Genomic DNA, 9,265 nt, shown 5'->3' with positions numbered 1-9,265 from the left:
GGGGCTCCACCCTGTGCCGTGCCGGGGCGGTGGCGAGACACCGGAGGCCGGGGCCTCGAAGCCGTGATCACGGCTTCGAGGCCCCGGCCTCCGGTGTTCTGTTCCGGGCTCTCCGGATCAGGACCTCTGCTTGAGGGCCTTCACCTCGGCGCCCCGGGTGCCGGGCCGCCGTACCGCCGCCTCGCGGGGTCCGGCGGCGGGGCGGGCGGTCCCGGCGAAGGCCGCCAGGAGCGCGCCGCCGGCCACGGCCGCGGGTGCCGTCACGGCGAGGACCGTACCGACGCCGTGGTCCCGGCCCCAGAGCAGCAGCAGCGCCGTGACCAGGGCGAGGCCGAGGCCCCCGCCGATCGTGCCGGCCACGAGCGCCGGGCTCGGCCCGTGTCGCCCGGGCGCGGCCCAGTCCAGGGCCGCCCAGCATGCGGCGTCCTCCCGCTCCTCGGCGCGGCGCCGGACGATCGCCCGGATCCGCAGGACGACGACGGCGACGGCTCCGGCGGCCACCACGGCGAGTACCGGCGGGACGGGCACGCCGAGCACGAGCAGCAGGGTGGTGACCGCGGAGGTGGTCCAGCCGGTGACACAGCCGGCCGCGGCGAGGCGCCGGGACACCGGACGGTCGGCGCCGGCCCGCAGGTCGACCAGGGCGGGGACGTACCAGACGCATCCCGACGCGGTCACCGCGCCGATTCCGAGCGCGAGCACGCCGCCGGTCACCGCTGGCTCACCAGTTCCTGAGGCTGCTTGTCCTGCTCCTGAGGCTGGTTCTCCAGGCGGTCGACCTGTGCGATCTCCGGGTAGTGGAGGTCGAACGCGGGGGATTCGGAGCGGATGCGCGGCAGGCTGAGGAAGTTGTGCCGCGGCGGCGGGCAGGAGGTCGCCCACTCAAGCGAGCGGCAGTAGCCCCACGGGTCGTCGACCTCGATCTTCTTGCCGTACTTGGCGGTCTTCCAGACGTTGTAGAAGAACGGCAGGAACGACAGACCGAGCATGAACGAGCCGATGGTGGAGATGGTGTTCAGGGCCGTGAAGCCGTCGGCGTCGAGGTAGTCCGCGTAGCGGCGCGGCATGCCCTCGGTACCCAGCCAGTGCTGGACGAGGAAGGTGGCGTGGAAGCCGACGGTCAGGGTCCAGAAGGTGATCTTGCCGAGCCGCTCGTCGAGCATCTTGCCGGTGAACTTCGGCCACCAGAAGTGGAAGCCGGCGAACATCGCGTACACCACCGTGCCGAACAGCGTGTAGTGGAAGTGGGCGACCACGAAGTACGAGTCGGTGACGTGGAAGTCCAGCGGCGGGGCCGCCAGGATGACACCGGTCAGACCGCCGAAGGTGAAGGTGACGAGGAAGCCGACGGCCCAGAGCATCGGGGTCTCGAAGGACAAGGAGCCCTTCCACATCGTGCCGATCCAGTTGAAGAACTTCACGCCGGTCGGGATGGCGATGAGGAATGTCATGAAGGAGAAGAACGGCAGGAGCACGCCGCCGGTCGCGTACATGTGGTGGGCCCACACGGTCACGGAGAGACCGGCGATGGCGATCGTCGCGGCGACCAGACCGATGTAGCCGAACATCGGCTTGCGCGAGAAGACCGGGATGACCTCGGAGATGATGCCGAAGAACGGCAGCGCCAGGATGTAGACCTCTGGGTGTCCGAAGAACCAGAAGAGGTGCTGCCAGAGCAACGCTCCGCCGTTGGCCGGGTCGAAGACGTGCGAGCCGAATTTCCGGTCCATCTCCAGGGCGAAGAGGGCCGCCGCCAGGACCGGGAAGACCAGCAGGACGAGCAGCGAGGTCAGCAGCACGTTCCAGGTGAAGATCGGCATACGGAACATCGTCATGCCGGGCGCGCGCATGCAGATGATCGTGGTGATGAAGTTGACCGAACCGAAGATGGAGCCGAATCCGGAGAGGGCCACACCCATGATCCACATGTCGGCGCCGATGCCGGGCGAGTGGATGGCGTCGGAGAGCGGCGCGTAGAGGAACCAGCCGAAGTCGGCGGCGCCCTGCGGGGTCAGGAAGCCACCCGCGGCGATCAGCGAGCCGAAGAGATACAGCCAGTACGCCACCATGTTGAGGCGCGGGAAGGCCACGTCGGGCGCGCCGATCTGGAGCGGCATGATCCAGTTCGCGAAGCCGGTGAACAGCGGCATGGCGAACAGCAGCAGCATGATCGAGCCATGCATGGTGAACGCCTGGTTGAACTGCTCGTTCGACAGGATCTGGGTGCCGGGGCGGGCCAGCTCCGCTCGCATCACCAGGGCCATGACGCCACCGATGACGAAGAAGAACAGCGCGGAACAGAGGTAGAGCGTTCCGATCTGCTTGTGGTCCGTCGTCGTGAGCCAGGACACCCACGAAGGCCGTTGGGCGCCTGTCTCGGCGTCCGGGCCCGGGGGCGACGGCTGCTCCACGGGCTTCAACTGAATGCTCTGTGCCTCGTCCACAGGACGGCGACCTTTCCTTACGTGATGCGGGATACGGCCGGAAGACGCCCGCACACGGGGGACGGGAGAGGCGGCGGTCTTCCGGCCGCCCCAGATGATCTCCGTCGGGCCCCCCTCCCCCGATAGGGCCGAACAGTCCTGGGGCCCGAAAAGCCGGGAGGGCCGAACGGCCCCTCCCGTTCGGCAGGGGGGCATCGACTAGGCTCCGAGGTGCGCCCTCGCGCGATGTCACAGCACGTCAGGCCCCGACCGGGGCCTGGTCACGGCCCGGTCCGTACGGCCCCCCGGCCCTGCCGGTCCGGGACCTCCGCGGCCCCGGGTCCCGCCAGTCCGGCGGGTCGGCCGCGCGCCGGGACCGACCGCGAGCGCGCGTACGCGGCGATCGCACCGACCGCGGCGGCACCACCGAGCACACCACCGAACCCGTCCGAACGCAACGCCCCTCGGCAGATCGAGAGCATCACCCTCACATGACCGACACCGCCCCGCACGAGCCCACGCCCTGGCCCCGGCTGGACGTCCCCGAGCGTATGCACGGCCTGCTCACCGCCGTCATGGACCTCGGCCGCGACCTGGAGCTGCCGCAGGTGCTGCGGAGCATCGTGGAGGCGGCGGCCAGCCTCACCGACGCCGAGTACGGGGCGCTCGGCGTGATCGGCGACAGCGGCGAGCAGCTGTCCCGGTTCCTGCCGGTCGGCATGGACGACGCCATGGTGCGGCGGATCGGTCCCGCGCCGTGCGGCCACGGCATCCTCGGCGAGCTGATCCACAATCCGGCACCGCTGCGTCTGGACGACCTCGGCAGCCACCCGAGCAGCTTCGGGTTCCCGGCGCACCACCCGCCGATGCGCACCTTCCTCGGGGCGCCGATCCGGGTCCGCGACGAGGTCTTCGGCAACATCTACCTGACCGAGAAGCGCGGCGGCCGGTCCTTCGACGCCGACGACGAGGCGGTGCTCACGACGCTGTCGATGGCGGCGGGCGTGGCGATCGACAACGCCCGGCTCTACCGGGACAGCCGGCGCCGCGAGCGCCGGCTGGAGGCGCTGGGCGAAATCACCCGCGCGCTCCTCGCGGGCTCCGCGACCGACGACGTCCTGCGGCTGATCACGCGGCGGGCCATGGAGGTCGCCGACGCCGACCTCGCGACCGTCCTGCTGCCCTCCGGCCCGGCCGGCGACCTCACCGTCGAGATGGCCCACGGCGACACCGCCGAGCTGGTACGGGGTGCCGTGCTGCCCGCGACGGGGTCGCTCGCCGGTCTCGCCGCGCAGGGCGGGGAGCCGGTCGTGACGACGGACGTACGCACCGATCCGCGGGCCACGCCGCTGGGCGGCGCCGGGGACGCGCACGGACCCGTGGTGGCCGTACCACTGCCCGTGAGCAACGCCGGGTGCGGCGCGCTGCGGCTGAGCCGCAAGGCCGGCCGACAGGGCTTCGACGCCACCGAGACGCTGCTCATCAGCGGGTTCGCGGACCAGGCGGCGATCGCCCTCGAACTCGCCCGGCGGCGCGCCCAGTCCGAGGAACTGACCGTGCTGCACGACCGCGACCGGATCGCGCGTGATCTGCACGACGTCGCGATCCAGCGGCTCTTCGCCACCGGCATGACGCTGCAGAGCGCGACCCGGACGATCGACGACACGGGCGCGGCGGAGCGGGTCACGCGGGCGGTCGACGACCTCGACGCCACCATTCAGATCATCCGTTCCACGATCCTCCAACTGCGGACCGCCGACGACGACCGCAACGGCCCGGCGCTGCGCCGGCGGCTCGCCGAGACGGTCCAACTGGCCGCGCAGCACCTGGGCTTCAACCCGTCGCTACGGATCACCGGCCCGGTCGACAGCACCGTGCCGGCCGACCTGGCGGAGCACGTCCTGGCCGTGACGGCGGAGGCGCTGAGCAACATCGCGCGGCACGCGCGGGCGAGCCGCGCGGACGTCGTGGTGGCGGTGCCGGACCCGGCCGACCGGCTGCTGCTCACGGTCACGGACGACGGCATCGGCCTGGGCGCGGCGCGGCCCACCGGCGGTCTGCTCAACATGAGTTCGCGGGCGGAACAGTGCCGGGGCAGCCTGCTGGTCGACGCGCCGGAGGAGTACGCCCAGGGCACGCGCATCACCTGGAGCGCGCCGCTGCACACGGACTGAGCCCGTAGGGCCTTTCTTTTGGATCAGGCTGGGTCGGGGAGCGGGGTCCGGTGCGGGTGATCGCAAGGCGGAGGAGGGAGACAACGCGGAGCGTTGGCGACCGACGACAACGCGGCGAGCGCGCGTGCCGGGGCACGCGAGCCCAGCAAGATCCAAAAGAAAGGCCCTGGGGGTGACGCGTAAAGGGCCGCCCTCTCTCCGGGCGGCCCTTTACGTGAACTCCCGGAAGCAGGGCGGGAGTTCTGCGCTCGGCTCAGGAAACGGGCGGGCGGCCCGGGTTCTCCCGGAGGCGTTCGGCGATCATCGCGGCCTGGATCCGGCGGCCGACCCCCAGCTTGCCGAGGATGGACGAGACGCGGTTCTTCACGGTCTTCTCGGCGAGGAAGAGCCGCTCGGCGATCTGGCGGTTCGTCAGACCGAGGCCGATGAGATCGAGGATCTCCAGCTCCCGGGGCGAGAGCCGGTCCAGCTCCCGGGGCACCGACGACTCCGGCTCCGGCTCGGGCTCACGGATCCGGGCCATGACCCGGCTCGTCATCCGCGGGTCGAGCAGGGACTTGCCCGTGGCGACCGTACGGACGGCGGCGATCAGGTCCGAGCCGCCGATCTGCTTGAGCACGTATCCGGCGGCACCCGCCATGATCGCGTCGAACAGGGCCTCGTCGTCGTCGAACGAGGTCAGCATCAGGCAGGCCAGCTCGGGCAGCTCGGCCCGCAGCTCCCGGCACACCTCGACACCCTCGTGGTCGCCGCCGGTCGCGTTGCCGAGACGGACGTCGAGCACGGCCACGTCGGGCCGGGTCGCGGGCACCCGGGCCAGCGCCTCGCGCGCGTTCGCGGCCTCGCCGACCACCACGATGTCGGGTTCGGCCTCGAGCAGGTCGCGCACACCCCGGCGGACGACCTCGTGGTCGTCGAGCAGGAAGACCCGCACGGGCTCGCCGGAACCGGCGGCGGGCCGGCCGGCGGTCAGCACGTCGGACGCGGCGCCGCGGCCGCGGGGGCGATCGGACGAGTGGGACGGTGCTTCACCAGCAACTCCTGGTCAGGGCGTCGGCCACCACGGCGGTGGGGGCCAGCGGTCCGGGCCACCCGGCCCGGACACGGAATCGATCGTCAGTATGACAACAGGGACCCCAGGCCGTTCGGCCCCGGTCCCCCAGGGTCGAACGGCCCTAGGTGCGCTCCCGGCCCCCGTGGTCGACTCTCTCTCGCGACCTGGGGTGCCCGCCCCGCTGCGACCCGGACCGTCCCCCGGGGCCGGGGCCGGCATCTCCGGGCCGCCCAAGCTTCCACCCGTTTGACGGACGGGCGGCGGCCGGCAAGGCGGCGGGGTCCGGACCGGACGAACCGGACCGGACCCCGGCCGGACGAACCGACCGCGCGCGACCCTCGCACCGCGCCGCCGCAGCACACCGGCGGACGGCGGGGCCGGCCCCCGCGGCGCACCGCGCCCGTAACGGCGCCGGGCCCCACGATCCGTACCCCGTGAATCCACACCACACGTCTCTCACCACAGTGACCAAGCGCGACAGCCACCGAGCATGGCCGCCATCGAGCACGACGACGACCCGGTAGAACGCGATCCGCGCCGCACCGGGTCCGGCGGGCGCGCCTCAGGCGGACCGGGCCGCGCCCCGTACCGGCGTGCGTACCGCCCCGACCGGCCACACGACCTCCACCTGCTTCCCGCGCGCCCGCGCGTAGGCGACCATGTGCGCGGTGGCGTCCCGCCCGTTGGTGGGCGATCCGTCCCAGACCGCGAGCACGTGGTCGCAGTGCTGGATCAGCGCCTCGTCGGCGCGGACGCAGGCGTCGCGGTCGGCCGGGTCGTAGGCCAGCAGCCGCACCTCGGCGGCGAGCGCCATCACCTCGCGGGCCGGTTCCACGGCGCGCGAGGGAAGCGGCGCGGGCACAGCGCCCTGGGCGGGCAGCAGGGCGACGAGGCCGCGTCCGGCGGCCCGTATCGCGCGGGCGAACGCGGCGGCGGGGCCGGCGCCGGCGCGGACCAGACCGGGGGCCGGTTCGGCGTACCGCTCCAGGCGTACCCGCAGCTCCCGCTCGACGAGGGCCGACGTGTCCGGCGGCAGATCCTCGTGCCCCACCACTCCGATCATGCCTTTCCCCACTTCCCGGCCTCCGATGTCCGCCGCCTGTCGTCTCGTGGGACCATCGAGGTCCGTTCCTCAGTGAACAGGGAGGCGTCGCCGAGACGGCAGGGGCCGAACGGCCCTTCCCCGTGCTGGGCGCGTGCCGTCTACTGAGGGCACCGGGGCCGGTGTGCCCCGCCTCGGTCGCGCACGCCGCGACTCCCCACGCAAGGCCCAGGAAGGCACCAGTGAACGAAGCCGCCGCCCCTGCCCCCGACCGCGCCGCCGACACCGGTGCGGAGCCCCGGCGCCGTACGGTCGAACTGGACGGAGACGAGGCGCTGCGGCTCCTGTCCGGGGTACCGCTCGGCCGGATCGTCTTCACCCGGCAGGCCCTCCCCGCCATCCGCCCGGTGAACCACCTCGTGGACGGCGGAGACATCATCATCCGCACCCACGAGGGCGCCGCGCTGACGCTGCACGCCCAGCAGGCGGGGGCGCGCGGCGTCGTCGTCGCGTACGAGGCCGACGACATCGACCTCACGGCCCGGCTCGGCTGGAGCGTCGTCGTCACGGGCTACTGCCACCTGGTCACGGACCCCGAGGAGGCGGCCCGCTACCGGGCGATCCTCAAGCCCTGGACCGACCAGCTCTCGGACCATGTCGTCCGCATCCAGCCTGACTTGGTCACCGGCATCCGGCTGGTCCCCGAGGACTGACCCGCCCCGCCGGGCGCTCGCGGTCAGCGGGAGCGCCCGGGGGCCGCGCCCGGGCCCGGGCCCGGGTCGAGCAGGCGCAGCACCGCTTCGTGCGGGGAGCCGGGTTCGGCGTGGTAGACCTTCAGGATGTTGCCATCCTGGAGGTCGGCGGACTGGTACATCAACTCCAGCTCGCCGACGGCGGGATGACGGAGCACCTTGGTGCCCTCGATGCAGTTCGCCACCCGGTGGCGGCACCACAGCTCCGCGAACTCGGCGCTCCGGATGGTCAGTTCGCCGATCAGTTCGGCCAGCTTGGGGTCGTGCCGGTGGTTGCCGGAGATGAACCGCAGATACGTCACGTTCGACGCGGACTCCGTCGCCCAGTCCGCGTACAGCGCGCGGACGTCGTCGTCCAGGAAGTTCGCGCGGATGACGTTGGGCCGCTGTTCGGACCGTTCCGGCGCGTCGGCGTCGAGGTGAGGCGCGAAGAGCCGGTGGAACAGCGGGTTCCAGGCGAGGACGTCGCAGCGGTAGTTCAGGACGGCCGCCGCCACGGTGCCGAGTGAGGTCAGCAGCATCCGCGTGGCCGGGCTCACCTGGTCGTCGCACGGCGCCGGCCGTTCCGGGTCGCGTACCGGCGTACCGATCTTGAGCAGGTAGTCCCGTTCGTCGGGGTCCAGGTCCAGGGCGCGGGCGAGCGCGAGCAGGACCTGGGGCGAGGCGTGCGCCGTCTGGGCCTGTTCGAGCCGGGTGTAGTACGTCTGGCTCACGCCCGCGAGCGCGGCCACCTCCTCGCGCCGCAGTCCGGGGACCCGTCGGGTGCCGCCGGGGCGGAGCCCGCGCTGTTCGGGCCGGACGCGTTCGCGCATCTGCCGCAGGTAGCCGCCGAGGTCCGTGTTCACGATGCGTTCCATCCCGTCGATTATGAAGTCCGGTGGCCGGCGGCGGTGTCGGCGGCCCGGTCGGCTCAGTGAGTACGCTGCCGGCGCCCGGCGGCCGCCCGGCGCAGCGCCGCCCGGATCAGCAGTCCGGCGGCGATCTGGCAGAGGGCGACGGCGCCGATCGCCAGGTGGATGCCGGTGAGCCGGCCGACGGCGGTCGGCACGCCGGGGCCGGCCGCGGCGACGAAGACCGCGCTCGCCAGCGGGATTCCGATGGCCATGCCCACCTGCTGGCTCTCGGTGGCCATGCCGGTCGCCATGCCCTGGGTGCCGGCGTCGGCGGAGGAGGTGGCGATCACCATGAAGGAGAGCGCCGCCGTCATGGAGAAGAAGGCGTTCACGAACTGGGTGGCGACGAGCGGGACCAGCCAGCGCGGGTCCGCGGTCGCTGCCGACAGCGGCAGCATGAAGGCACCTTGGAGGGTCAGGGAGACACCGAGCAGCGTGCGCGGCGGGACGCGCCGCAGAAGGCGGGGCCCGAGGGTGCCGGCGATGATCTGGCCGACGCCGATGCCGAGCAGCACCAGGCCGGCGACGAGCGACGACAGGCCCAGAACGTCCTGGACGTACAGCCCCGTGAAGAAGATCAGCGCCGTCTCGCCGCCAAAAACGAACAGCGCGGCGAGGTTGCCGAGCGCGATCTCCGGCCGCTTCAGGATCCGTACGGGGATGAGGGCGTCGGCCGTACGGTTCTCCACCCGCCAGAAGGTGCCCACCAGGACGACGGCGGCGAGCAGGGAGACCGCGGCCGGGGCATCGAGGCCGTGCTCACCCGCGCGGGTCACGCCATATACCCCGGCGAAGAGGCCGGCGGTGCTCAGGACCGCGCCGGGCAGGTCGATCCGGCCGCGTCGGCGGGAGTTGCCGTCACCGGCTCCGTCGGCACCGGCTCCTGGGGACGAACCTTGAGTCATGCCCATGATCGAGGTTCAGGAC

Annotated in this window: 8 protein-coding genes; 2 read left to right on the top strand and 6 right to left on the bottom strand. The window is 72.5% G+C overall.

The window, feature by feature from the left end:
- Positions 1 to 117 precede the first annotated feature (117 nt).
- Together ABZ693_RS35550 and ctaD are read right to left on the bottom strand one after the other, a co-directional pair.
- Positions 118 to 714, bottom strand: coding sequence for a hypothetical protein (locus ABZ693_RS35550; RefSeq protein ID WP_359885631.1), 597 nt, complete (start codon positions 712 to 714; stop codon positions 118 to 120).
- Positions 711 to 2,411, bottom strand: coding sequence for an aa3-type cytochrome oxidase subunit I (gene ctaD / locus ABZ693_RS35545; protein WP_435842644.1), 1,701 nt, complete (start codon positions 2,409 to 2,411; stop codon positions 711 to 713). Before ctaD ends, ABZ693_RS35550 begins: the two co-directional genes overlap by 4 nt.
- 563 nt (positions 2,412 to 2,974) lie before the next feature.
- Between ctaD and ABZ693_RS35540 the strand changes: the two genes are divergently transcribed.
- On the top strand, positions 2,975 to 4,597 hold the full coding sequence (locus tag ABZ693_RS35540; RefSeq protein WP_359885633.1) for a GAF domain-containing sensor histidine kinase: 1,623 nt from the start codon (positions 2,975 to 2,977) through the stop codon (positions 4,595 to 4,597).
- Between the two features lie 253 nt (positions 4,598 to 4,850).
- Here ABZ693_RS35540 and ABZ693_RS35535 read toward each other — a convergent pair whose 3' ends face one another.
- On the bottom strand, positions 4,851 to 5,570 hold the full coding sequence (locus tag ABZ693_RS35535) for a response regulator (protein ID WP_359885632.1): 720 nt from the start codon (positions 5,568 to 5,570) through the stop codon (positions 4,851 to 4,853).
- Between the two features lie 643 nt (positions 5,571 to 6,213).
- The gene (locus ABZ693_RS35530) at positions 6,214 to 6,714 is read right to left on the bottom strand and encodes a hypothetical protein (RefSeq protein ID WP_359885630.1); all 501 of its coding nucleotides are present in this window, start codon (positions 6,712 to 6,714) and stop codon (positions 6,214 to 6,216) included.
- A gap of 221 nt (positions 6,715 to 6,935) precedes the next feature.
- On the opposite strand from ABZ693_RS35530, the gene ABZ693_RS35525 reads away from it, so the two are divergent.
- Positions 6,936 to 7,406, top strand: a complete 471-nt coding sequence (locus tag ABZ693_RS35525) for a pyridoxamine 5'-phosphate oxidase family protein (protein WP_359885629.1) — start codon at positions 6,936 to 6,938, stop codon at positions 7,404 to 7,406.
- A gap of 23 nt (positions 7,407 to 7,429) precedes the next feature.
- On the opposite strand, the gene ABZ693_RS35520 is transcribed toward ABZ693_RS35525, so the two are convergent.
- Together ABZ693_RS35520 and ABZ693_RS35515 are read right to left on the bottom strand one after the other, a co-directional pair.
- A complete protein-coding gene (locus ABZ693_RS35520; protein WP_359885628.1) occupies positions 7,430 to 8,302 on the bottom strand; it encodes a helix-turn-helix transcriptional regulator in 873 nt (290 codons plus the stop codon).
- A gap of 53 nt (positions 8,303 to 8,355) precedes the next feature.
- Positions 8,356 to 9,243, bottom strand: a complete 888-nt coding sequence (locus ABZ693_RS35515; RefSeq protein WP_359885627.1) for an MFS transporter — start codon at positions 9,241 to 9,243, stop codon at positions 8,356 to 8,358.
- Between the last annotated feature and the right edge of the window lie 22 nt (positions 9,244 to 9,265).

Source organism: Streptomyces laurentii (assembly GCF_040635425.1).
GTDB lineage: Bacteria > Actinomycetota > Actinomycetes > Streptomycetales > Streptomycetaceae > Streptomyces > Streptomyces laurentii.
The sequence above is the reverse complement of the archived record's forward strand: the minus strand, read 5'-3'. Positions and strand labels throughout refer to the sequence as shown.